Raw genomic sequence first — 21,494 nt, 5'->3', positions numbered from 1 at the left:
TCCTTTTTTAGGAGCTTGCAGTCATAATTCCTACAATTGAAATGATTGGGATGGCGGAAAGCAGGGCTGCCCCGATAAAGAATAATGTGTTTACCATACCTTTTGATTCCTGACTCATCTTTGGTGTGCCCATCAAATCCCTTTTGATTCGAAGAAGAAAAACAAATGCAACGACTAGGATACCAATAATGACTACGAGTGGGATCATCACATTTGCCTCAATTACCTGGCCAATTAATGTAAATGCATAAACAATAATGAGAATAGGGATCGCTTCAGCCATTGCGACTTGGATAAAAAACTTCGTTTGCGCTGCTTGCATCGTATTCAGGTCTAGTTGGTCTCCTTTTTCTACAATTTCTTGGACCTGTTGCATCATTTTGTTAAAAGCAAAAGAAATACCAACAACCGCTATAGCAGATGCAAGAACAAATAACCAAGAAGTACTCATCTTCATCTCTCCTCTATGTCGAAGGTAAAGGGTGCAATAATTCTTGCACCCTTTTCCATTTTATAACTTATCAAGCTCATACTCAATTTGATTAACTCTTTTTGCGTTTCCTTCAGCCATATTATGTAGTCTTGTTTTAAGTTCATGGTCTTCATGAACCGCTTCTGCAGTAATGGCGTATGTGCGTAAAAGTTGATTTTCAAGCTCAAGTGTTTCTTCTAAAGTTTGCTTTAGCGTTTTTCGGGTCATGGTATCTTCTCCATGATCATGGTCGTGTTTCACAAACCATCACTCCTTATTAGAAATTGATATTAGTATGAACATCCCTCGAGTGCTTATACGGTTTTCGCTATAGAAAGTAAATGATTAGAGGTTTGCTATCAGTTTGTTAGCATAGTGTAGCATATTACTATCCTTAAATGATGCTTTACTTTTATTATAAAAACGTTTATATTATCATTATCAATATTGATAATATATTTTGATAAGGAGCAGCTTTTATGAGTGAATCAAAAACAGATGTGATCCTACACCCTGTTCGAATGAGAATTATCCAGTCGCTTGTTAGCGAGCCCTTAACTGTTCAACAAATGAAGGAACGGATGCCTGACATTCCTCAAGCCACACTTTATCGTCATTTAAAAAAACTATTTGAATCAAAAGTTGTGTTTGTAGTTGACGAGCAACAAATTCGGGGAACGGTAGAAAAATGGTATGCCCTTCAACCAAAAGAAGTGAACTTAGGGACAGATGAACTTGCTAACTATAATAAAGAACAATATATGACCCTTTTCATGAAGTATATGTCTAATATCATGGCTGAATATGAACGGTACGTATCTCAGGAAAAGGTAGACTTTGTAAAGGATGGTGTTTCATTACGCCAAGCTTCCCTTTATTTATCTGACGAAGAGTTTACCTCCCTCATACAAGAGCTCGGGCAAGTGTATTCTAAAGTTCTAACGAATAAGCAAGCACCTGATAGAAAGAAACGAACATTTGCGAATATTATCATACCAGAACCTAATGAATAGGGAGAGGATGTTTATGAAAGAAACAGAGGTTGTCATTCAAAGCAAAGTTACCATAAGTGGAAGCCTTACCCAACCTGAAAATGTTGAGAAAAAGTCTCCAGCCATTTTGCTTATCCCTGGAACTGGTAAACTGAATCGGGACGGTAAAGTGAATAAAAAGTTAGACTTAAAAGTATACAAACAGTTGGCTCAGTTTTTTACAGAGCTTGGATTTATCACTTTACGTTACGACAAACGCGGAGTTGGAAAAAGCGAGGGTGATTATAACCGCACAGGTCTTTGGGATCTCGTGGACGATTCTCAAGCTGCAATCCAATTTTTAAAAATGCAGGATGGTGTTGATGCAGACCAAGTTATCGTTGTTGGTCATAGTGAAGGTTGTCTGATTGGAACAGCTCTTGCAGCTAGAGAACCATTGGCAGGCTTAATTTTACTCGCGGGAGCCGTGGAGCGTTTAGAAGAAGCGTTAAAAAGACAAAGAGAGATTGCGGCTGTGGATATGAGAAGTGCCAAAGGGTTTATTGGGTTCCTTTTGCGATTATTTAAAACGGATAAAAAACTTGAACCGCAGGCTCAAGCCTTTATGCAGAGAGTGATGGCATCCAAAGAGGATACGATGAAGGTTCAATTTCAGACCATTAATGCAAAATGGATGCGTGAACATTTTGCCTACAATGTACGTGAGGATCTAGCCAAGGTAACTTGTCCCGTTCTAGCAATTACTGGGGCTAGAGATATTCAAGTAAACCCTTCGGTTTTAGCAGATTTAGCTAGTTTTGTTAAAGGTGATTCTGAATATCATATCGTGGAGAACATGGGTCATTCACTGAAATTTCAAGCTCAGACGTCTCATATGCTAACGGTTAAGAAAGATTTAATGCTCGAGTCTACCCTCCCCCTTCATCCAGAATTAGAGAAGCTTTTACGAAACTGGGTAGAAAAACAATTTTTAGAAGTGAAAAATCAAAACCACTTTATCTCATAAATGAATGAAACGACCATCCTTATATAGGTGGTCGTTTCATTCATTTATGTTAATTTGGGTGCTTGTGGTGGAGATTCAAACCATCCATGTTCAATCAAAATATTCGCTCCATCTTCTGTATATCTGGCAACATCAGCCATTAAGCTAGTAAAAGTTCTGAAAATATCGCTTCTCATTGAACTAGTTAAAGCTACACCATAGTTGGCGATTCCTTGTGAGTTTAAAAAATTGATAAGAGAAATCATTAGCTTTGTGGAAAAAGGAGCCGTTTTGGAAGAAGTCGTACTCACGCTCCAAGCACCTGGAGTGGAGATTTCTTCTTTCTGGAAAATCTCACTTAATGTGTTCAAGTGCTTTGTGGCTATTTCCTTCCCTCTTATCATATACGATTTGAATGGCTCATCATCTGTGACCTGAATAAATCCTTTCATCACAGTAAGTCCTACTTCATTTGTTAATATATTGTAAAATATCATTGAAATTTCTTGTCCTGTCAACGGACGATGTTCCCCCAGCCACTTCGTTAGATAGCTTTGTTTTTGAACAAATTGAACCTCACTTGGTATGGGTATATACGGTGACCGAATCCATAATCCCTTGCCGAGTAGTAGACTTCTTGCCGTATCCAGCAGTTCTAAAGATTCGGTATTAAATCGCTTAAATAAAGCAAATACATCTTCCCGAGCAATTGTATTCAAGGCAATGGATGAATAATTTAAATTTCCTTTTGAAACAAACCAGTGATAATAAAGGATGAGTGGTTCTGTAAACAGTTTTCCTGCTTGTAAGTTTACATCTTGGTCCGTAAAGGCAACAGGAATTGGAAATTCTTCATTATTCATAATGGTGGTTATTTCACCTTGTATTGTTAGACAACATGCTAAAATTTCCTTATTTAATCCCTTAATTTCATCATCTTCTACGATTTGGTCAAAATACTTTAGAATACACATATTCATGGACAAGGACTGGTACATCGACCAAAGATAGCCTTGTTCACTTGCGGTCAAATCCATTTGCATTTTCAACTATGATCGCCCTCTCAATAAAAACTTTATTTCTTATTGTTGGCGAAACTAAATCAATTAATGAATGATATATCCTTTTTATGAATTTTCTTTTATGATGGCTCTAGACGCATAATATCCACTTAGTGCAGCCGATAACGTTCCTGGTCCAGGAAAGGCTTGTTCCCCGACGATATACCAATTGGGAAGTTTTGTACGGAAGCTTCTTGGTTTCCATACGGCATTCTTTACGGTTAAAGGAAAACCTCCAACCTTTGTTTTTCCGACAAATCTTTTGTACGTAAGTGGTGTACCAGCTTCAGCAAATAATAGATAATCTTTGAATGGACAAACCTTTTCTACTTCTTGCATCAATAGATCCATCAAAAATTTTTTCTCTCTAATATAAGACTCTTTTGAAAGCTGTACCCATCTTTTATCTTCTGTATGAACAGAAATAGTCATTAATACTTCATCTATTTGATGCAACTCCCCTCTACTTTGGGACTCATGAAACGTTGCATAAATAGGATTGTGACAATAGGTTGCTAACTGAGGATGGTCGGAAACAATTTGGTATGCAAACGGAGTAATGTTTCCCTGTAATTGATTAGTTACTTCTTGTCTTAAAGTAGCATCAATTCGAAAAGCACCCCATGAGAAATCATTATTTTCATAAGATGTGTGATCACCAAAAGAGATTCCGGAGTTATTGATGATGATGGAGAAGGATTCGTTGCATTTTTTACTTTCTACTTGCCATAACTTATTAGTTTGATCAAATTGTACTTTTTTTAAGGGAGAAGAAAGATAAACACGACCACCACATTGGATAATAAAGTCCTTCAGTTGTTCGCAAAGTTGGCCAAATCCATTTTCAAGGGCGAAACTTCCTTTTCTGTAGATGGTTAATGCTACACTTGTAGGCAGCAGTGCGGCCTCTGATACATCAGTTTGAACGGCATCAATCAACTGTGCATCAAGGAACTGTCTTAGCGGTAGATAGGTATGCAGATTATATGTTTTTAATAGCTTTTCAACGGTCCAGGTCGCATACTTGGCTAGCCTTGTTACTGATAAAGGATTGTTTAAGGCAAACGACGGAAAACTTCCTAGATCGTACAATCGTTGTATAGGTAAAGATACTTCACTTTTTGTGACTGATAAAACGTCTTCTCCGATCTGTTCAAGTTTTTTCCAAAATAATAAAACGTCCCTATCCCTTTCGGAGAACCTCCTTTCTAATTCTCTTTCCCATCTTGTTTTATCTTTGTAAATTGATACCTTTCGATCGGGTAATATCACATCCATCGGGTGAAATAGCTCCTTTTTCGGAGGCTGAATATCGAGCTCATTTAGTAATTTAGTTAGGATACCATCTTCCTCCAGCCCAAATGCAACGGTAGCTCCCGTTGGAAACCTTCTATCCTTTCTCGTATAAAATCCCGCAGAACCTCCTACACTAGTTGCTTTTTCAAGTATGGTAACGTCATATCCATTTTTGGCTAAAAACGCGCCGGCGGTTAACCCACCCATTCCTGATCCAATAATACAAACTGATGGTTTCATCTAATTATTCTCCTCAATGGGATATTGTTGTATCTATTTTCAACGGAAAGGGCTTAGAATACAATTTTGAATATGCAACCTAAAAAAAAGACATGTATGGCAAATAGCCACACACATCCTCTATACGATCTTTGAAATGTCCTTCCAACCATATACAAGCTCAATTACTTCTTTCCCAGCCAATGTATCTTGTAGCTGATCAATTTCTATCGCTCCAAGAGATTGATAAAAATGCTTTGAAGGATTCTCCTCCAATACCAACACCGTCATTGAACCAATTCCATCATTAGTGAACTGTTCTATTAACGGCTTCATGAGTTGTCGTCCAATCCCTTTCCCTTGGTACTCGTGCAAAAGGTAAATCGCATATAATTCTCCCTCATACCCGGGATAGTCTCCTGTTCTTTCTTTCCCACCTGAAGAAAAGCCAACGATCTCCCCTTGATGATTTTCAGCGACATATACATATCCGTTAGGGATGACACTAGTCCATAAGTTTTCTCGGCTTTCATACGAAAGTGATTGTAGGTAATCTTCAGGGAAAATAAGCTTATAAGTGGTGCGCCAGCTATCAACATGAACTTTGGCGATACCCTTTGCATCTGCTGGTATGGCTTTACGAATCATCATTCTGACCTCTCCCCTCATGAACTTTTTTATAGCCCTATTATATCAAGGAACCTTTCGTTCTCAGTAGTTATGAAATTAAATTCTAGAGGTCCTGTATTAAAAACTAGGACCCCTCCTGTTAGCCTACAAACTGATAGTACAATTTTTTTGCTTCTGAAATATCCTTTGTTCCATGAATAAGCACACGTCCATCTGTAAAGAAAACAAGTCGGTGTTCCCCCTTTGTCAGGGACAGTAAATAATGGTTTTTACTCACTTGGCCAAAGGGTGTTAATCTTTTAGCAAGTGTTTCAAGATTTATACTGGTGTTCGACGCCGGTCGAATTTGTACGGTATTTCTTCCGCAAAGAACTGCTGTTTTTGTTGAGTTGGTTTTATCTAAATACGGATAGCTTGGAGTCTTTCCGCAAGATGGACAATCGTGTTTTTTCATTTTCTCTACTGAAATCGATGACGATGAATTCAGCCACAAATCAAATGAATAAAGAGAGCCTCTAAGTGCTGCTTGGTTTCTAGTAAGAAGCTTAAGAGCTTCTGTTACTTGGTGTGCAACAACGATATGAACTGCGGGTGAAATGATACCGGCTGTGTCACAAGTCATTCCACCTAGAGGAATACTGTCTAACAAGCATTGCAAGCAAGGTGTTTTACCAGGAATAATGGTATAAGATAACCCATAACTCCCCACACATGCTCCATAAATCCAAGGAATGTTCGCTTTTTGCGATATATCATTGATGAGCAGTCTTGTGTCAAAATTATCGGTTGCATCTAATATAAGATCAACACCTACAATTAACTGCTCCATCTCCTCGATACTTACATCCATCACATGTGGAACCACTTCAACATCAGTGTTGATATCTTGTAGCCGTTTTTTTGCTGCCACAGCCTTCGGAATCCGATCACGAGCGTCTGATTCGCTATATAGCTGTTGGCGTTGAAGATTGCTCCATTCGACGTAATCGCGGTCAACTATGGTCAATTTTCCTATCCCTGCTCGTGTCAGAGATTCAGCAAGTGCTGTTCCTAATGCACCAGCGCCAATAATTAAGGCGTGTGATTGCTGTATTTGTTTTTGACCTTCTTTCCCTATTGGTGAAAAAAGTTCTTGTCTGGAGTAACGATCATACAAATCCATCAGCCTCCCCCAACAAAATGTACGAGTTCGATATAATCCCCTTTTTCAAGAATCGTTGACACATAGTTTTCTTTTGCAACGATATCTTTATTACGTTCAACAATGACAACCTTAGGATTTAGTCCGTAAGATTCAATGAGCGTCATGATTGTCTTTGTTTCAGTTCCTAATAACTTTTCCTTTCCGTTTACGTAAATCTTCATCTTTCTATCACCTCAAGTTCCTTATGATAATTTAATGCAGCTCTTGATGGATCATCCGCTCCAAAAATACCCGATAAGACAGCTACTCCACACGCTCCTGCCGTAAGTACGTCCTTTACATTTGAAGGGGCAATTCCGCCGATAGCAATGACAGGAATAGCTACGTAGGCAGTGATTTCTTGTAATGCATGCAGACCACGAGGACGGAGTCCAGGCTTTGAATTACTTTCGAACACATGGCCAAAAAGTAAAAAGTCGGCACCTCTTTTTTCTTTTTCCAATGCTTCACTGAGCGAATGTGTGGAGCATCCAACTCGTAACATAGGATAATGTTTTTTTACCATTAGAACATCTTCGCCTCTATGGGAAAGCTGAACACCGCTTACTCCTCCAGCTAACGCCACACTTGAGGACCCATTCAGTATCACCTTTGAAAGGGGGATATCTGCTTCTTTCATGCCTTGAATGAGGTGAAGAATTTCTTCTGGTGACCGATGGTTCTCTCGTATATGAATATAATCCACATATGAGTGAATGCTTCGGGAAATTTTAATCATTTCTGCTTTTTCTTGCTGTCCCGTTGAAATGACATGCAATTCTTTTTTCATCATACGCTCCTTATTTCATCGTATATCCGCCGTCAACGATGATGGTTTGACCTGTAACAAATCGTGCCCAATGGCTAGCTAAATAAAGTGCTGTTCCTGTAATATCTTCAGGTCGGGCAATTCTTCCTAGTGGTGTTTCAGCAAATATGGCTGATTTCACTTCCTGCTTTGTTCGTTTACTTGCTTCTGTCGGGTATACTAGCCCTGGAGCAATACAATTAACGGTAATCCCGAACCTTCCTATATCAGCGGCTAAGTTTTGCGAATAGGTCATGACGGCTCCCTTTGCTGTGTTATAGTCGTGGTAAGGTACAATCGGGCGATACAATAAATTGGTTGTCATATTGATGATTCGACCGAAGTTCATGTCTTTCATATGCGGTATTGCGTATTTACTCAGGAGAAAGGTCCCCTTTAAGGAACCATCGATTTGTTTTTGATAATCATCCCACTCCACTTCCCATGCCCATTTTCTTTCTGTGGGATCAAAAAGGTATCCATGGAGGGCATTATTAACTACAATGTCGATCCGATCAAACTCTTCGATTACTAAGCTCATCAATCTTTTTACATCGTTTTCATTCGTAACATCCGCTTGAATCGTAAGACAATCTACTCCGTATTCTCTTTGTAGTTTTTCCGCAAGTATTTCTGCCTTTTCTGCATTTTTTAAATAATTGATTACTACATGACACCCTTCGGAGGCGAAACTTTCAGCAAATGCAGCTCCAATGCCTCGACTTGAGCCCGTGATAACACATACCCTTCCTGCTAATGACAGATTCACATTAACACCCCTTACTTCAACTGCTCAACCAGAGCATTTGTTGTAAGATCTTCAATATTGACCGCTTTTTGTAGTAATCCCATTTCTACGTAAGACGCTTCAACCTCTTTTAAAACAGTAAAGTCGAACATACCGAGTCCGTTGTTGTTCTCACTTGTTTGATTTCTAATGGCAATAATCTCTTTGTTTCTTGTAATATCGGTACCGTCCACTGCATGCTTCGTTGCAATTTCAGCGGCCTCATCAGGGTTCTCCATGGTATACTCTATGCTATCTTTATACGCCTGCAGAAAGCGTATTAGCAAATCTTTCTTTTCATTAAATACCTTTTCGGTAACAACAAACACATCAGATGGAGTATTTAGTACATCTTTCACTTCAATGATATTTACATCGCCTAAGCCTTTTTGCTGGGCATCATATAAACCGGTATCTGTAGCAGCGGTTGCAGCCACTTGACCTTCCATTAAAGGGGCAAAATTTAGAACACCGGTTGCCGTTACAGTAATATCCTCTTCCTTTACCCCAGCGTCATGCAACAGCACTTGTAAATTTTGATACGTACCGCTTGCCAAGCTATAAACACCGACGTTTTTTCCTTTTAAATCCTCTATCGATTGAATATTGCTCTCCTTTAAGGAAACCAAGTTAAATACATTTTCAGGATAAATATTATAAATGATCTTCAATTTTTCGCCTTTTTCGGCAGCTAACAGGACGGCCTCTAGGTTAGCGAAAGCTATATCAGCATTTCCAGCCAGGATGTTCTTAACTGCATCTCCTCCACCAGCGCCAGGTATGTATTCAAATGTTAGATTTTCTTTATCAAAAAAACCTTTTTTCTCAGCTACGTATAAGTTGCTTTGTTCGACAATTGGCTTGCTCCATGAGGCCATTCGAATCGTTTCCTTTTGTTTTTCCGTTTCTACTGGTTGGCTACTTTCCTTTGAACAACCTGCTATGATGACTGTTAAAACTAGTAAAATAGGTAGTAATACTTTAATGGTTTTCACGAGTTTTTCCTCCGATAAGATGTATATTTTCTTAAAAATAGATGTTCGATGGCATATATCGAAGCGTACAAAAGGATGCCAATAGATGTTAAAAGGATAAAGGCTGAAAATAATAAGGGCGTATCCATCATTCCTTGTGCCACGATAATTAACGCGCCCAATCCCTTATTCGCACCAATAAACTCACTTACAACTGCTCCAACCACACTAAGGACAACCGCCACCCTCGTGCCCGAAAGCAAGTAAGGGATAGCGGTCGGCAACTGTAGTCTCCACAAGGTTTGCCATTTGCTAGCTTTTAATAGCTGAAAAAGGGCTAAACGGTCCTTGTCGACTACTAATAAGCCCGTAATCGTACTCTCAAATAATGGAAAGAAACTGATTAATGCCACAATCAATATCTTTGGCGTGTATCCGTACCCAAACCATAGAATGAGTAGCGGAGCTAAAGCGACCTTCGGCATAGCTTGGGTTGCGATAATATAGGGCCTCAAGATAAGTTGAAGGGTGTTCGACTGAGCAACCAAAAGCCCTAGCCCGATTCCAATAAGAGCACCTACAAAAAATCCACTAATAATTTCAACTAGAGTTGTAAAAATATGTGGTGTAAAATATCCACTCAGTAACGAGGTGAAAAGATTTTCTGCTATGGTTGTTGGTTTGGGTAAAATTAACGGTGAAATTTTCTTCACCTTTACAATTGTCTCCCACAAAATAAGCAGGGAAATAAATAGTAGAGTCGAATATAGATAGATTTTCTTCATGATTGAAGCCTCTCATGCAGATCTTGCTGAAAGTTGAAAAAAGACTGATCAATTAAAATAGACTTCTGTCTTGGTCGAGTAAACGGTACTTGGTACTCTTGAAGAATCCTTCCAGGTTTCCCACCTAGAAGAATGATCCGGTCAGACAGATAAAATGCTTCCTGCAAATCATGAGTGACAAATAATACGGTTGGTTTGTACATATCAATTAATTCATTAAGCTGAACATGCAACTGATCTCTTGTAAAAGAATCTAGTGCAGAAAATGGTTCATCCATCAAAAGTATTTTTGGCTGATCAAGTAAAGCGCGAATGATTGCCACTCTCGACTGCATTCCTCCTGAGCACTCATATGGAAATTTATGAATCGCATCCGAAAGTCCAACACGATCTAGCATTTCCTTTGCTTTATTCATATCCTTTTCTGTCAATTTTCTCTTTAGCTGGAGTGGAAGTAAGACATTCTCTAAGATCGTCTTCCATTCTAGTAAAATTGGTTTTTGAAAAACGTATGAAAGCTTATCAACCGGTTCTTTCACCTCATGTCCACCTATTGTAATCCATCCAGTTGTAGGAATTTGCATTCCTGCAACCATTTGTAGAAGACTCGTTTTTCCGCAGCCACTTTTTCCAACGATACTAATAAATTCGCCTTCCTTTATATCAAGGGAAAATCCACAGATGGTATCTCTTTGATCTTTGTCATAGGAAAGACCGATCTCTTTAAATTGTATATATGGTGCCTGCATTTCCCTTCTCTCCTTACATTCGGTTCGGATCATACGCATCCATTTCAATTTCTACGCTAGCTTCCACGTCGACCCAGCGAACCAAATCGGCTAAGTGAGGTCTGCCATCATGATGCCAACCAGGTTCCGGTTCTCCCATTCTGCCTAAAAAAGTAACTCGACTGACTCCACATTGGCCGAGCACTTCTATGATGGAACGAAAATTATTTGGCGTGCAGGCGACTCCAAAGGTCTGTAATAATCCTCGTACTTCATGTAGATAGGAAGGAACATCGTCAATGGACATAACGGGAATCACATACACAAAGCGGTTTAATGGTGATATCGGAAATGATGTCGTTTTCTTATCGTAAACAACGGTCCAAGAAGTACTTTTTTCGCTTTCCAAAAGTGCTATTTTATTCGTTTGAAAAGCTTGAAATTGAAAGGTTGAGCGTGCCTGAATGATCGCTTGATTTTCCTGTTCGCTTAATCTAGCTCTTGGCATTTTCACCTCGTAATTATTCATTTCCTGGGCTAGCAGACTAGCAAATTCACGTACCGTTACATTCCCCTTTTCCTCCACAAAAAAGACATGAGGAGAAAGACAGGCTTGTTGATCAAATTGAGAGGCATCCTTTGCGGCCCTCCTGGCAGTTTCGGTTACGAGAACGCGCTGTAAGCAGTCTTTTGCTATAAAACCAGCACTCAATTTATGTCCATGTGCATATAGGTTGACGTGAGGTGGAACTTTTTTTCTAATCGAATTAATGGACTTCTCGCTTCCATATGCAATCACTGCCTCTGACGAAGAGTATGCTATACGCTCTAATTCTTCTTCTCCACCTTTCCACCAAATGATGGCAATTGATTCCGCCAAGTCTCTATCAATCTCTCTCAATGTTTCAACAAACAGACTTGGAAACAAAGGCTCGGAGGAAGAGAGCTTCCCAAGTGTACTAGATTTAACTAATAAACCACTCACTAAACTCCATAATGGCAAGGCAGGAACATTTCCGGAAAACACATGCGTAATGAGCTCGGGTCCATAGGCTCTGGTTAAGCCACCTGATGAACGTGGACGAAAGTCGTCAAGAACAAGAGGATTGGGAAAATCCACTTCTACCATTCTTTGCAGCTTTTCTTTCCGAAACGAACGTAAATATGAATATAAAAACACACGTATCATTTCCGAGTCATATCCCGTTACAATTGGAAGAAGCTCTTCCGCTAGTTTTCGATAGTGGTAGTTCGAATCAAGCCAGAGTTGAATAGCCTGATCAAGGATGTCAATAATGTCATTCGTTTTACGAGCTTGTAGTTTTCTTTGTTGGTGTTTTAGATGTAATATGACTTGTTTCAGTTCCTCACTCGTAAGTTTTGGTACAAGAAGAGATAGTGAATCAAATGTTCGTTCTTCATAAGATGGTGAGATGATGCTTGGGACAAATCCAATTTTTAGTTCCATTTGCTAACTCCATGACGAAACTGCTCTACAGCAAGGGAACAGCCCTTGGCTTCTGCCCCCTCGCTTCTTCCTAACAAGAAAAAAGCATCTTTTTCTGCTATCCCCAAGTCCTCCGTCATAACCCCAAGGACCGAATGGAAGTTGGCTAGATCATAATGAACGAGTATTCCTCGCTCTCCATCTTGTACACACAAACCATTTTCCGGATTGATAACTACTGTTCTTACCCAATGAGGGGCTTTTTGTTGACCAGTTCCCTTTTGATCGTAAAATTGGGAGCTTAATTCGGTCATCCCATACATGTTCACGCAATCCTCAAGGGGCAAATTCAACGCTTCTGCCACCATTTGTTTAAATTGAGATGAACTCATTTCAATAGCCCGACCCTTAGAACCACCTGTATCCATTAACCGGCTTCCTTTTGGTAATTGAAATTGGAGGTTTTTGTCTTTCATATACTCAACAAAATGGATAAAGGAAAACGTAGCCCCTAACAACAATACAGGGGTGCTAGTGCGTTCAGATTCTACAAGGAACGAGACGAGTTTTTCGAAATCATAGGCACCATTATTGGCAATGTAGACACTTTCCTCTGATCCGTAATCGCGAATGGCTGTATACAAATACTGTGACAAAGAGGAATGTGGCATTTCCTTTGGATGAGGAAATAGAATGGCCATTTTCACACGGCAATTATCTTTCATGATATTTTCTTCAAAATGTGACTTCATCGAAGCTGTCCACACTTCTAAGTCACGGTGAAAATTTCTTCCTTGCTTTCCACTTGTCGTTCCGCTTGTTTGAAAGTACGTCTCTGCGTCATCAATCGGTGTACAAGCGATGTCCGCCTCCTTAAACGCACCTACTGGTACAGGGGGGATTTGTTGATATGATTGCACCATTGATGGGTGAACCTTTCTTGATCGACAAAACTTCCGGTAAATACGATTGTTTTCGTATTGGTAGGCGAAGACCTGTAATGCTAATGCATTAAATGAATCTCTTTTTTCATTTTCAATAAAAGTGAGAATTCTTTGCTTGATATCTTCGTAGTGCATGATGTGAATCTCCTTAAGATGAATGTGTTAGTATTTCCCAATCTTTTACGACAGGTTGATAGCCAAGTTCTCTTAATGATTCCTTTACCTCAGCTACACTTCTTTTGTCAGAAATTTCAAATTGACTATGTGTATGTTCTTTATTGGCATATCCCCCAACAACGGTCGATGAGGCCGCAGACATTTTGGTCACTCCTAATGGAAGTAAGTGACGTCTTAGTTCCGCGCTTTCTCGTGTGGATAGAGTCATACCTGCACGTGGCAAAAATAAACGGGACGCAAGCATGGCTTGAACCAGGTTTCTATCTGATACATCGACCTTTGGTTGAAAGCCTCCAAGATTTGGCCGAATTCGAGGGAACGATAAAGCAATATCCGTTTCAAGATAATTTTTTTGTAAGTACTGAGCATGTAGTCCAGTGAAAAAGACTTCCTTCCTCCACTCATCCATTCCTAGTAGTGCACCGATATTGACCGATCTCATGCCAGCTTTCGCGCCTCTTTCTGGTGCATCTAGTCGATAACGATAATTCCGTTTCGGTCCCTTTAAGTGATGCTCTTTATAGATATCTTCGTTGTATACTTCTTGGTAAACCGTTAACCCATCAATGCCACGGGCAACAAGCGTTTGGTACTCATCTGTGTCTAATGGCTGTATCTCAATGGATAAAGAAGAAAAATACTTTTTCATCACATCAATCGTTTCACACAAATAATCAACGGAGGAATGTAGGCGGGATTCTCCCGTTAGCAGAATAATATGGCGTAAGCCCATTTTGACAAGTGCCTTCGATTCTTCTTCAATCTCAGCCAATGTCAGTTTTCTACGTGGAAAATCATTATCAATACTAAAGCTGCAGTACGTACATTTGTTCACACAATAATCGGTCAAATATAATGGTGCGTATAATTGAATCGTACGTCCAAAATGCTGTACGGTACGTTGATGAGCCATTTGTGCCATTTCTTCTAAACAATGTTCAGCTGCTGGAGATAATAGAATTAAAAAGTCTTCTGTATGAAGGCTCTCTTTTTGCAAAACCTTCCTTACGTCTTGAATAGTGATGGTGGAGAAAAAGTGGTCAAATGGATAATTTTTTATTTGTACATACTCTTCATAAAATGACATGTCACTCACCTACCCTAAAAATCCTGTTAATGGAGATGACGCTTGTGCAGTCGTTGTCGTTGGCCCTACACCACTTAAGTAAGCTTTCCTTCCAGCCTTGACTGCAAAATCGAATGCAATGGCCATTTCAACAGGATTCTTAGCTGTAGCAATGGCTGTATTTACCAATACAGCGGCTGCCCCCATTTCCATCGCTTCCGCTGCTTCAGAAGGCTTTCCGATTCCAGCATCAACAATGATTGGAAGCTCCATTTCTTCTATTAAAATTTGGATCAGTTCCTTCGTGCGGATACCTCGATTTGAACCGATCGGAGAACCAAGTGGCATGATCGCTGCTGCTCCAGCATTTTGCATCGCTTTTGCTGCCATTAAGTCAGGGCTCATATATGGTAGAACGACAAACCCTTCATTTGCTAGAATCTCAGTTGCCTTAGCTGTTTCATAATTGTCAGGAAGCAGGTACTTTTGGTCGGATATGACCTCAATTTTAATCCAGTTTCCCATACCGGCTGCTCTTGCAAGTCGAGCAATTCGAACCGCTTCATCTGCAGTTCTCGCTCCCGATGTATTTGGAAGTAAAATCATGTCTTTAGGAATGTCTTCTAGAATGTTCTCTTCTCCAGAAGCATTCAAGTCTACTCGTCTTAAAGCAACAGTAACCACCTGTGAACCTGATTGGGTTAGTGCTTCTTTCATTAGCTTGTGATTATAAAATTTCCCAGTTCCTGTTAGTAGTCGGTTATGTAGCTGTGTGTTTCCAATCGTTAATAAGTCAGTCATTATGGTTCCTCCTATTGGTTCATTTTGGATAAATAAAAAAGACTTACCAATCTTGGCAAGTCTTCACATTCATACATAGATCTTTTCCCTTAAAAAGAGCTCATGCAAAATGATTGCTTTCCTACGTTGGTTCTAACCAAATCAGGTTCAAGGGTTGGAAAGATTCCTCTCAGCCTATAGGCACCCCTAGCTAATTTAATATTTTATTTGATTCCGATTTTTTCTTTGGTTCTTTTGTAAGCCCAATGATTGGTTGGTCCGTGACCGGATCCGATGTGTAAATCCTCCTCGATGGCTGCCTGAATAAAGTCTTTTGCCACCTGCACCGCTTGAACAACGGAGCTCCCTTGTGCGAGTTGCGCGGTTATAGCAGCGGAAAAGGTACATCCTGTGCCGTGAGTATTTTTTGTAGAAATCCGATTTGATGTAAAGCTGTGAAAATTTTGACCATCATATAAAAGATCAATCATTTCTTCACTTCCTGGATCATGGCCGCCCTTAATCATAACAGTCTCAGCACCCATCTCATGGAGCAATTTTGCTGCTTGTTTTCGGTCATCCATCGTCTCAATTTTAATCCCTGTTAGTTCCTCTGCTTCGGGAATATTTGGTGTAACGATAGTCGCGAGGGGAAGTAATTTTTCTTTTAATGCTTTTACTGCTTCGCTTTGTAAAAGTGAAGCCCCCCCTTTTGCAATCATTACCGGATCTACGACGATCTGTTTCATTCCATAATATTCTATAAATCTCGCAACTGCCTCAATGGTGTCACTGTTAAATAACATTCCGGTTTTAATCGCATCTGGACGCAAATCTTCAGCAATCGATTGAAGTTGTTCTTGAATTCCATCTAAAGGTACACTATAGACACCTTGTACCCCTGTGGTGTTTTGTGCAGTTACGGCTGATATCACAGACATTCCGTACACATCTAGTTCTTGAAAAGTCTTCAGGTCGGCCTGTATACCAGCCCCTCCACCACTATCCGACCCTGCGATGGTTAATGCCTTCTTTACCATAATGAATAACCTCTCCTTGCCTAAAATTCATCAACTAATCTACGTAAAAGCTTGGAATGCTCTCGGATATGGCTGTTTCTACAAATATCGGAAATGATGGCAAGACCATTAGCTCCTGCTTTCATTACAGTTTCTCCGTTGGTAGAATTCAATCCACCAATCGCAACAAGAGGCAGAGAGATTCCTGCGTTACGAAATTCAGTGAAAATATCCACGCTTTGTTGCTTTTCCGTATCCTCTTTTGAAATTGTTGGGAACATTGGACCAATTCCTAAGTAATCAGCTCCGTCTTGAACCGCTTGAAGTCCCTCTTCCACGGTGTGAGTGGATACACCAAGAATTTTATTTGAACCGATGGTCTCCCTTACATATTTGGCATTTTCATCGTCTTGACCAATATGAACTCCATCAGCATCTAGAGCGATCGCTAGTGGTAAATCATCATTGACGATAAATGGGATCTTATATTTTGCGCAGAGTTCTCGCAGTTTTTTTCCAAGCTCGTACTTCTCTACTTCTCCAAGAGAGTTGGTCCCTTTTTCTCGATATTGAAAGCAGGTTATTCCACCTTCAATTGCTAAAGCTAACGTTTCTTCAGGTGTTTTATTTATGCAATCTTGACTGCCCATAATAAAATACAGTTTTAGAATTTCCATTTTCCTATGCCCCTCAGATGGTTGTGACTTTTGAATACACTTTGGCGAGGTCTACCACATCAGAGGAAGAAGTGAGCATGAGTTGATTAAGAAATTCCATCTGAAAAGTGCCAACCTGTTGGTCACCTGTCGTTAAAATCGCACGCTCAGCAACTGCTCCATAAAAGGCTGAAGCCCCTGCCGAAGCCAGTAAATAATTTGCTTCTACACTCGCAAATGCTCCTACGACTGATGAAAATAAGCAACCAGTCCCAGTGACTTTTGTTAGAAGAGGATGCCCATTTGAAATAATAATCGATTCTTCTCCATTAGAGACAACATCGTCTTTTCCAGTAACGACAACGGTCATATGTAATTTTTGCGCGGCAATACGGGCGAGATCTTCGATATTGCCTTCACCTGTACCAGCGTCAACTCCACGTGTCTGCCATTCTTCTCCTATCACGTTGGCCACCTCGGCAGCATTTCCACGTAGTATGCTAATGTTCACTTCAGTTAGAAGTCGATTAACGGTATTTGTACGGTATGGAGTTGCACCAGCTCCAACAGGATCAAGGACGACTGGAACTCCTTTTACATTAGCCGCTTTACCAGCGGTGATCATTGCTTCTACTTCAGGTTCCCTTAATGTACCGATATTGAGAACAAGGGAATTCGCGATGCTTACCATGTCAGCTACTTCTTCTTTGGCATAGGCCATAACAGGTGAAGCACCAAGAGCTAATAACCCATTTGCAACAAAATTAGTGACAACTACATTCGTCATATTATGAACTAACGGTGATTGCTCTCTTACTCTATCAATTAATGTTAAAAAGTCATGACTCATTTTTTCCTTCTCCTTTCATATTAAAGAACTATCTAAAAACAAAAAAAGCCAGATTCTTATAGAACCTGGCATAGTTACGAAACAAAAAAACAGTGATCATCGTAGTAACTACTTCCCTCCGCTGGTATGAGCCAGATCAGGTTCCAAGAGTCGAAAACTGCAAATTGTTTTCTCTCAGCCCGAACTTACGGGCCCCCCTAGTAGATTTCATATGAAACTATAATTCCATCATAGAGGAAGGTTTTCCATAACGCAACCATTAATTATTTAAAAAGTAAAAAAATTCCCCCTGTAGCAACAGGAGGAATTCTCTTAAATTGTAAATCTCCTTAAAACTTCTTTTAAGCTAAGTGCCATTTCATTGACTGTTTGAACGGATGAAGCGATTTCCTCCATCGTTGCCAACTGACCTTCAGCAGATGCAGCGACTGAACGTGAGGAGGTGGAATTTACCTTTGCAATGTCTGTTAGTATTAGGATGTTAGCAGTTACATGTTTGGAGCTTTCTGTCATTTTTTGTACGTATTCATGAATCGACTGAATCGTCTTTCGTATATCTGTGATTGAATCAGTAATTTGTGTAAAAGATTTTCCCGCTTCGTTTACAGCAATTGACCCATTTTCTACCTCAAGTGTGCTCTTTTCCATCGCTTTTACGGCTTGATGTGTTCCGGTTTGGATTTTTATAATAAGATCAATAATTTCGTTAGAAGATCTCTTTGACTGTACGGCAAGTTTACGTACTTCATCAGCGACAACAGCAAAGCCTTTTCCATGCTCACCTGCTCTTGCTGCTTCAATCGCAGCATTTAAAGCAAGTAAATTGGTTTGATCCGCAATACTTGTGATCACTTTTGTTATTTGACTAATTTCCTTTGATTGACCACCAAGGTTATCAATCACTCCTGCCACTTCTAAAACGGAGTTATGTATATGCGTCATTTGCTTTATCGCATGCTGTATGACCTGGTTCCCGTTTTTAGACACTCCCTCGACCATATTAGCGGAAGCTTCAAGTTCTTCTGATGAAAGGGTTAGAGTTTCTTGAATCGTAGCCAATGTATTCATTGTATGTATGGTTTCATTTACCCTTTCTAATTGTTGGTGTGAGGCGGCAGCAACCTCTTGAATGGAAAAAGTAATACTTTCTGTCCCTTGCGCTGTTTCCTCTGAGCTTGCTGTTAAATCCTCCGCAGACGCTGAAACCTGGGAGGTTGTTTCATATGCTTGGGAGATTAATGCTCGCAATTCTTTTACCATTCGGTTGAAAGTAAGGGTTAGCTCACCAATCTCATCTTTTGAAGTGACCTTCATCTCTGATTGACTAAAATCACCCTCTGCTACCACTTGAATTCTCTCCGATAAACGACGAATCGGACCGTGAATAGAGTTCATTAATACAATGGCAACTAATACAGAAATACAAATAACAATTATTGTAAGAATCATGGTCCATATTTGAACTTGATTTCCATTTGAAATAATTTCTTCTCCCAACTGTTCGACTCTATTATTTTTTTCGTCGGCTAAAGCTTTTAATTTTGCCATTGTTTGTTCTGCTGTGAATTTTTCAGAACCTACATTAAGCAGTGCTTTACGCTTTTCACCACTATCAAACACGTCAAAAGCATCCTTCATCATAATGTCATTCCATTTGGAACCATCGGAAATGACCTTTTTTACTGTGTTTTCATCCTTGTTTCCCGCAACTTTCGTCAATAATCTTTTTTCTAGTAGTTTACTTTGCTGAACATTACTTGCAAAACTTTCCTTGGCCTGGGGAGAACCTTCAAGCATGTACTCATTAACAAGCCTTAATCGCTCTGCCATGAAAAATCGTAAATCTTGAAGATCGTTTAATTGCTGTGATTCTTCTAAAATTAGTATTTTCGCTAATTCGTTTGCTTTTTGGGTATTAATCATGGAGTAAATAGCTAGTCCACTAGAAACTAGTAGCACTAGCCCAAAGCTAAGCATGATTTTTTTGCGAATACTTTGTGATCGAATTGGATTTTTTAATAGTGAAAAATTCCTGATACTTCCAATTCGTTGTTTAAACCATATTCCTAAAGACTTCAATCCTTACACATCCTTCACCCGTTGTCTCATTCATTATGGCAAAGGAATATTAAGCAATTGTAAAGGAACTGTAAGCATTGTATAAAAAATAAAACTTTATACCCGATTCCTAAGAACTATTCGAAAATAAAAAGCCTAGGAAATGATGGTATTTCCTAGGCAAGCGCAGGTTATGACATTTCTCTGCAAAATTCCTTATCCGACTAATCGATTAGTTAGTTTTTTGACGTAAAGAGATAAAAAGACGCTTCGGGATAAACTAAATAAGATAAACGCCAACCATACTCCGTGGTTCCCAAAAACGGGTACAAGCCATACAATGGCGGCTAAAAACACTAGTAAAGCAATGAAAATAGAATTTCTTACCGATTTGGCGTCCGTTGCTCCGGAAAAAATTCCTTCTAGTTGTAATCCCCAAAATCCGACAAGTGGAAATAGAAACATCCAAAATAAATATATATGAGTGGTCTCTTTAACCTCGTGAATGGTTGTGAATAATGAAACGATAGAATCTCCAAACAGGAAGGTCAAAAGAGATAAAAGAATAGCTGTGCCAAATCCCCAGGTTGCAGAAAGCGAAAAGGCTCTAAAATATAGAGAGCTGTTTTTTCCTCCAATCGCCCTGCCCACTAAAATGCTTGACGCATTAGCAAATCCACCAAATAAATAGGCCATGACGTACTGAATCTGTAAAAGGATCGCATTTGCTGCTAGAGTGAGTTCACCCATGCTTGCACCTTTTGAGGTGAAAATTCCAGTCATAGTAACTAAACATAATGTTCGAAGAAAATGGTCACGATTAACAAGAAACATCTGAACTAGGGTGTCCTTCTGGATTAATGAAGCATACGAAGGAATAAAAAAACGACTTTTATTGGCATGATAAATAATGAACATTCCCACTAAAACGGAGGACACTTCAGCAATCAATGTAGCATATGCGACGCCTTCTACTCCCATATGTAGCCCTAGCACAAAGACTATATCAAGGACGATGTTTAATAGATTCATACCAATTTGAAGGAATAAGGACATTTTTACTTTTCCTAATCCGACTAGCCATCCGATAGATACATAGTTTAGTAGAATAAACGGAGCTCCCCAGATTCGAATGAGGAAGTAAGTCTCAGCCAGGGCATTTGTTGATGCATTCCCTCCCATAAGGAGAAGAGATACTTGGATGATTGACTTTTGAAATAGGATGAAAATTAAACCCATTAGAATAGCAATAATCATCGGGCGATAAAGCGCAAGCATAATACCTTCTTTATTTTTTGCTCCATCAGCTTGTGACGTGAAGCCACTTGTCGTTACACGTAAAAAGCCGAGTAGCCAGTACATCGTATTAAAAATTACGGCAGCAATCGCGACGCCGCCTAACGCCGTAGGGTCTTGTATTCTTCCAACGACGGCCGTATCTACCACCCCAAGTAATGGTGTAGAGACTCCAGATAAAATTAATGGAAAAGCGAGTATTAAGTATTCGCGATGAGTACATGTATGTGAATATCGGTGAACCATTTGTCTAACGGAAGCTATGTTCATACAACTCCCCT

General features: G+C 39.6%; 23 protein-coding genes and 2 riboswitches. Of the genes, 2 read left to right on the top strand and 21 right to left on the bottom strand.

The window, feature by feature from the left end; all coding sequences use genetic code 11:
- Positions 1–7 precede the first annotated feature (7 nt).
- Both M3175_RS11560 and M3175_RS11555 read right to left on the bottom strand, forming a co-directional pair.
- Entirely contained in the window at positions 8–451 is a 444-nt protein-coding gene (locus tag M3175_RS11560; protein ID WP_251519037.1) for a hypothetical protein, read from the bottom strand.
- 60 nt (positions 452–511) lie between these two features.
- Complete coding sequence (locus M3175_RS11555) at positions 512–733, bottom strand: hypothetical protein (protein WP_251519035.1); 222 nt, start codon at positions 731–733, stop codon at positions 512–514.
- Positions 734–951: 218 nt separating this feature from the next.
- Here M3175_RS11555 and M3175_RS11550 point away from each other — a divergent pair, with 218 nt between their 5' ends.
- Together M3175_RS11550 and M3175_RS11545 are read left to right on the top strand one after the other, a co-directional pair.
- Complete coding sequence (locus M3175_RS11550) at positions 952–1,485, top strand: helix-turn-helix domain-containing protein (protein ID WP_251519033.1); 534 nt, start codon at positions 952–954, stop codon at positions 1,483–1,485.
- Positions 1,486–1,498: 13 nt separating this feature from the next.
- On the top strand, positions 1,499–2,470 hold the full coding sequence (locus M3175_RS11545) for an alpha/beta hydrolase (RefSeq protein WP_251519031.1): 972 nt from the start codon (positions 1,499–1,501) through the stop codon (positions 2,468–2,470).
- Between the two features lie 44 nt (positions 2,471–2,514).
- Here M3175_RS11545 and M3175_RS11540 read toward each other — a convergent pair whose 3' ends face one another.
- From M3175_RS11540 to M3175_RS11450, 19 genes are all read right to left on the bottom strand, one after another.
- Entirely contained in the window at positions 2,515–3,492 is a 978-nt protein-coding gene (locus M3175_RS11540) for a DUF3231 family protein (protein WP_251519218.1), read from the bottom strand.
- An 84-nt stretch (positions 3,493–3,576) separates the two neighbouring features.
- On the bottom strand, positions 3,577–5,046 hold the full coding sequence (locus M3175_RS11535) for a phytoene desaturase family protein (RefSeq protein ID WP_251519028.1): 1,470 nt from the start codon (positions 5,044–5,046) through the stop codon (positions 3,577–3,579).
- A gap of 120 nt (positions 5,047–5,166) precedes the next feature.
- Complete coding sequence (locus M3175_RS11530; protein ID WP_251519026.1) at positions 5,167–5,676, bottom strand: GNAT family N-acetyltransferase; 510 nt, start codon at positions 5,674–5,676, stop codon at positions 5,167–5,169.
- A gap of 118 nt (positions 5,677–5,794) precedes the next feature.
- Complete coding sequence (locus M3175_RS11525; RefSeq protein WP_251519216.1) at positions 5,795–6,811, bottom strand: thiazole biosynthesis adenylyltransferase ThiF; 1,017 nt, start codon at positions 6,809–6,811, stop codon at positions 5,795–5,797.
- Positions 6,812–6,816: 5 nt separating this feature from the next.
- Entirely contained in the window at positions 6,817–7,020 is a 204-nt protein-coding gene (thiS, locus tag M3175_RS11520; RefSeq protein ID WP_251519024.1) for a sulfur carrier protein ThiS, read from the bottom strand.
- Positions 7,017–7,628, bottom strand: coding sequence for a thiamine phosphate synthase (locus tag M3175_RS11515; RefSeq protein ID WP_251519022.1), 612 nt, complete (start codon positions 7,626–7,628; stop codon positions 7,017–7,019). Before M3175_RS11515 ends, thiS begins: the two co-directional genes overlap by 4 nt.
- A gap of 10 nt (positions 7,629–7,638) precedes the next feature.
- Positions 7,639–8,415, bottom strand: a complete 777-nt coding sequence (locus M3175_RS11510; protein ID WP_251519014.1) for an SDR family oxidoreductase — start codon at positions 8,413–8,415, stop codon at positions 7,639–7,641.
- 11 nt (positions 8,416–8,426) lie between these two features.
- The gene (locus M3175_RS11505) at positions 8,427–9,428 is read right to left on the bottom strand and encodes an ABC transporter substrate-binding protein (protein ID WP_251519013.1); all 1,002 of its coding nucleotides are present in this window, start codon (positions 9,426–9,428) and stop codon (positions 8,427–8,429) included.
- Complete coding sequence (locus tag M3175_RS11500; protein ID WP_251519012.1) at positions 9,425–10,192, bottom strand: ABC transporter permease; 768 nt, start codon at positions 10,190–10,192, stop codon at positions 9,425–9,427. Before M3175_RS11500 ends, M3175_RS11505 begins: the two co-directional genes overlap by 4 nt.
- On the bottom strand, positions 10,189–10,941 hold the full coding sequence (locus M3175_RS11495) for an ABC transporter ATP-binding protein (RefSeq protein ID WP_251519011.1): 753 nt from the start codon (positions 10,939–10,941) through the stop codon (positions 10,189–10,191). The genes M3175_RS11500 and M3175_RS11495 overlap by 4 nt, the downstream gene beginning before the upstream one ends.
- Before the next feature lie 13 nt (positions 10,942–10,954).
- The gene (locus M3175_RS11490; protein WP_251519010.1) at positions 10,955–12,388 is read right to left on the bottom strand and encodes an acyl-CoA reductase; all 1,434 of its coding nucleotides are present in this window, start codon (positions 12,386–12,388) and stop codon (positions 10,955–10,957) included.
- Positions 12,379–13,446: a LuxE/PaaK family acyltransferase gene (locus tag M3175_RS11485; protein ID WP_251519008.1), complete on the bottom strand. Its 1,068-nt coding sequence runs from the start codon at positions 13,444–13,446 to the stop codon at positions 12,379–12,381. The genes M3175_RS11490 and M3175_RS11485 overlap by 10 nt, the downstream gene beginning before the upstream one ends.
- A gap of 13 nt (positions 13,447–13,459) precedes the next feature.
- Positions 13,460–14,575, bottom strand: coding sequence for a 2-iminoacetate synthase ThiH (gene thiH / locus M3175_RS11480; protein ID WP_251519006.1), 1,116 nt, complete (start codon positions 14,573–14,575; stop codon positions 13,460–13,462).
- 9 nt (positions 14,576–14,584) lie between these two features.
- Complete coding sequence (locus M3175_RS11475; protein WP_251519005.1) at positions 14,585–15,355, bottom strand: thiazole synthase; 771 nt, start codon at positions 15,353–15,355, stop codon at positions 14,585–14,587.
- A gap of 101 nt (positions 15,356–15,456) precedes the next feature.
- Positions 15,457–15,553: riboswitch (TPP riboswitch) on the bottom strand.
- Between the two features lie 5 nt (positions 15,554–15,558).
- Entirely contained in the window at positions 15,559–16,374 is an 816-nt protein-coding gene (thiD, locus tag M3175_RS11470) for a bifunctional hydroxymethylpyrimidine kinase/phosphomethylpyrimidine kinase (protein WP_251519004.1), read from the bottom strand.
- Between the two features lie 20 nt (positions 16,375–16,394).
- Entirely contained in the window at positions 16,395–17,030 is a 636-nt protein-coding gene (gene thiE, locus M3175_RS11465; RefSeq protein ID WP_251519003.1) for a thiamine phosphate synthase, read from the bottom strand.
- Between the two features lie 13 nt (positions 17,031–17,043).
- Positions 17,044–17,859 (bottom strand): hydroxyethylthiazole kinase, encoded by an 816-nt coding sequence (gene thiM, locus M3175_RS11460; RefSeq protein ID WP_251519002.1) that lies wholly within the window; start codon positions 17,857–17,859, stop codon positions 17,044–17,046.
- Between the two features lie 96 nt (positions 17,860–17,955).
- Positions 17,956–18,068, bottom strand: a riboswitch (TPP riboswitch).
- A gap of 103 nt (positions 18,069–18,171) precedes the next feature.
- Complete coding sequence (locus M3175_RS11455; protein ID WP_251519001.1) at positions 18,172–19,938, bottom strand: methyl-accepting chemotaxis protein; 1,767 nt, start codon at positions 19,936–19,938, stop codon at positions 18,172–18,174.
- A 195-nt stretch (positions 19,939–20,133) separates the two neighbouring features.
- The gene (locus M3175_RS11450; RefSeq protein ID WP_251519000.1) at positions 20,134–21,483 is read right to left on the bottom strand and encodes an MATE family efflux transporter; all 1,350 of its coding nucleotides are present in this window, start codon (positions 21,481–21,483) and stop codon (positions 20,134–20,136) included.
- Between the last annotated feature and the right edge of the window lie 11 nt (positions 21,484–21,494).

Origin of the sequence: Robertmurraya korlensis, from assembly GCF_023715225.1 — a bacterium.
GTDB lineage: Bacteria > Bacillota > Bacilli > Bacillales > Cytobacillaceae > Robertmurraya_A.
This window is presented reverse-complemented; position numbering and strand designations above follow the sequence as displayed.

What these genes read in the sequence shown, in the direction of transcription:
- thiE (WP_251519003.1), bottom strand. Translation starts at nt 17,030, where the DNA reads ATGGAAATTCTAAAACTGTATTTTATTATGGGCAGTCAAGATTGCATA.
- M3175_RS11515 (WP_251519022.1), bottom strand. Translation starts at nt 7,628, where the DNA reads ATGAAAAAAGAATTGCATGTCATTTCAACGGGACAGCAAGAAAAAGCA.
- M3175_RS11540 (WP_251519218.1), bottom strand. Translation starts at nt 3,492, where the DNA reads ATGCAAATGGATTTGACCGCAAGTGAACAAGGCTATCTTTGGTCGATG.
- M3175_RS11490 (WP_251519010.1), bottom strand. Translation starts at nt 12,388, where the DNA reads ATGGAACTAAAAATTGGATTTGTCCCAAGCATCATCTCACCATCTTAT.
- M3175_RS11535 (WP_251519028.1), bottom strand. Translation starts at nt 5,046, where the DNA reads ATGAAACCATCAGTTTGTATTATTGGATCAGGAATGGGTGGGTTAACC.
- M3175_RS11530 (WP_251519026.1), bottom strand. Translation starts at nt 5,676, where the DNA reads ATGATGATTCGTAAAGCCATACCAGCAGATGCAAAGGGTATCGCCAAA.
- thiD (WP_251519004.1), bottom strand. Translation starts at nt 16,374, where the DNA reads ATGGTAAAGAAGGCATTAACCATCGCAGGGTCGGATAGTGGTGGAGGG.
- M3175_RS11500 (WP_251519012.1), bottom strand. Translation starts at nt 10,192, where the DNA reads ATGAAGAAAATCTATCTATATTCGACTCTACTATTTATTTCCCTGCTT.
- thiH (WP_251519006.1), bottom strand. Translation starts at nt 14,575, where the DNA reads ATGTCATTTTATGAAGAGTATGTACAAATAAAAAATTATCCATTTGAC.
- M3175_RS11485 (WP_251519008.1), bottom strand. Translation starts at nt 13,446, where the DNA reads ATGCACTACGAAGATATCAAGCAAAGAATTCTCACTTTTATTGAAAAT.
- thiM (WP_251519002.1), bottom strand. Translation starts at nt 17,859, where the DNA reads ATGAGTCATGACTTTTTAACATTAATTGATAGAGTAAGAGAGCAATCA.
- M3175_RS11475 (WP_251519005.1), bottom strand. Translation starts at nt 15,355, where the DNA reads ATGACTGACTTATTAACGATTGGAAACACACAGCTACATAACCGACTA.
- M3175_RS11545 (WP_251519031.1), top strand. Translation starts at nt 1,499, where the DNA reads ATGAAAGAAACAGAGGTTGTCATTCAAAGCAAAGTTACCATAAGTGGA.
- M3175_RS11450 (WP_251519000.1), bottom strand. Translation starts at nt 21,483, where the DNA reads ATGAACATAGCTTCCGTTAGACAAATGGTTCACCGATATTCACATACA.
- M3175_RS11495 (WP_251519011.1), bottom strand. Translation starts at nt 10,941, where the DNA reads ATGCAGGCACCATATATACAATTTAAAGAGATCGGTCTTTCCTATGAC.
- M3175_RS11560 (WP_251519037.1), bottom strand. Translation starts at nt 451, where the DNA reads ATGAGTACTTCTTGGTTATTTGTTCTTGCATCTGCTATAGCGGTTGTT.
- thiS (WP_251519024.1), bottom strand. Translation starts at nt 7,020, where the DNA reads ATGAAGATTTACGTAAACGGAAAGGAAAAGTTATTAGGAACTGAAACA.
- M3175_RS11550 (WP_251519033.1), top strand. Translation starts at nt 952, where the DNA reads ATGAGTGAATCAAAAACAGATGTGATCCTACACCCTGTTCGAATGAGA.